The sequence below is a fragment of the Streptomyces sp. SM1 genome (assembly GCF_002910825.1).
Lineage (GTDB): Bacteria > Actinomycetota > Actinomycetes > Streptomycetales > Streptomycetaceae > Streptomyces > Streptomyces okerensis.
This window is the reverse complement of sequence record NZ_NEUB01000124.1, coordinates 1-1,591: the sequence shown is the minus strand read 5'-3', so window position 1 is coordinate 1,591 and position 1,591 is coordinate 1. Positions and strand designations below refer to the sequence as shown.

1 protein-coding gene and 2 pseudogenes are annotated in these 1,591 nt (G+C 73.2%); 2 read left to right on the top strand and 1 reads right to left on the bottom strand.

What is annotated here, in order from left to right; all coding sequences use genetic code 11:
• Positions 1–130 precede the first annotated feature (130 nt).
• Positions 131–628, bottom strand: a pseudogene (locus B9S61_RS02765) (ABC transporter ATP-binding protein); the annotation flags it as partial.
• Positions 629–748: 120 nt separating this feature from the next.
• Between B9S61_RS02765 and B9S61_RS02760 the strand changes: the two are divergent.
• Positions 749–1,351: pseudogene (locus B9S61_RS02760) on the top strand (lantipeptide synthetase); the annotation flags it as partial.
• 49 nt (positions 1,352–1,400) lie between these two features.
• On the top strand, positions 1,401–1,591 hold a 191-nt coding region (locus B9S61_RS41445; RefSeq protein ID WP_219819883.1), incomplete at its 3' end, for a DUF5682 family protein.

Here is a 1,591-nt window from a genome sequence, read left to right as displayed (position 1 = left end):
TGAGAGCGCCGGCCGCGCGGCCCCGCCGTGTCCGCACGGCTCGCCCGGGAGCCGTGCGGGCCGGCGTCGGGGGCTCGTCGTACACGGCGACGGCCGATTCCGAGGACCACCGCGTCGAGGCGGCCACCCGTCACGACCCCGCGCGTTTCGCCGCCTGGATCTGCTCGTACACACGGGTCCGCAGCTCGGCGAAGCGCGGGGCCACGCGGGTGTGCAACTGATCCCGGTCGGCCGGCAGATCGATCTCCAGCCGTTCCTGCACGACGGTGGGCGAGGCCGACAGCACGAGCACCTGTTCGCTCAGGTACACCGCCTCGTCGATGTCATGGGTGACGAACAGGACGGTGATCCCGCGCTCGCGCCACAGCCGCCGCACCAGATCCTCCAGATCGGTCCGGGTCTGCGCGTGCACCGCCGCGAACGGCTCGTCCATCAACAGCACCTCCGGCTCGTACGCCAGGGCCCGGGCGATGGCGACCCGCTGCTGCATCCCGCGGGACAGCTGCCACGGGTACGCCCCGGCCGCGTCCGTCAGTCCGACCGAGGCGAGGGCGTCCGCCACCAGCGCCCGGCGCCGCGCCCTGCCCACGACGCCTCCGCGCCCGGGCAAGGGGGACTCCCGGCGGTCGTGACGTCCGTCGGTTACCCGTGCGTTCCGCATACCCAGGTGATGACACCGGTGACTGTGCGCGTCGGTACGCCGCGTGACAACGTCATGCCCGTCAGCGATCGAGGGAGGGGAGACGGTGTGAACCAGGGCTATGCCGTGTACTGCGACGCGGACCCGTACTTCTACGACGCTCCGCACCGCGCCGTTTCCCCGGCGGGCACCGGACGCTCCCGGTACGCCGCGGCCTCGTGGTCCGTCCCCGCGGGATGGCAGCGGGGAGAGCGCGGGGACTGGCTCGCCCTGCGTCCGGTCGACGCCGAACTGCCCGACCAGGGCTGGAAGATCCACGTCTCCGCGTGCCTCGACAACGCCGAGTCCGTCCTCGAGCGCGTCTGGCGGCACTGCGTCGCCGGCGGCACGGCCTTCAAGTTCGTCCCCAGCAGGTATCTGCTGCACCAGCGCAACGCGAAGTACGCGGACCGGGCGGGCAGCGGCAAGTTCATCACCGTGTACCCGGCGGACGAGGCGGGCTTCGAACGTCTCGCGGGTGAACTGGCGGAGCTGCTGGCCGGCGAACCCGGACCGCACATCCTGAGCGACCTGCGGCTCGGTGACGGCCCCGTGCACGTCCGGTACGGCGGCTTCACCCGCCGCAACTGCTACGACGCGCACGGGGAGCTGCGGCCGGCGGTGACCGGTCCCGACGGGGTACTGGTGCCCGACCTGCGCGGACCCGTGTTCGGACACGGCGTCGGGTGCGGCAACCGGTGCGGAAGGGGCCGGAGTCGACGTGGAAGCGCTGTGGGAGCGCACGGTGGAGGCGCTGGCCCCCGGCAGCACCCCGGAGGCCGTGCGCCGGGCCGCTCTCGGTTTCGGCCGGCTCCTGCGCGAGGACGTACGGGACCGGGGCGGGCTCACGGCCGTCGACCTCGCCCGCGAGGCGCGCATGCGCCGGGTCGTCGCCTCCTTCGGAAAACTCCG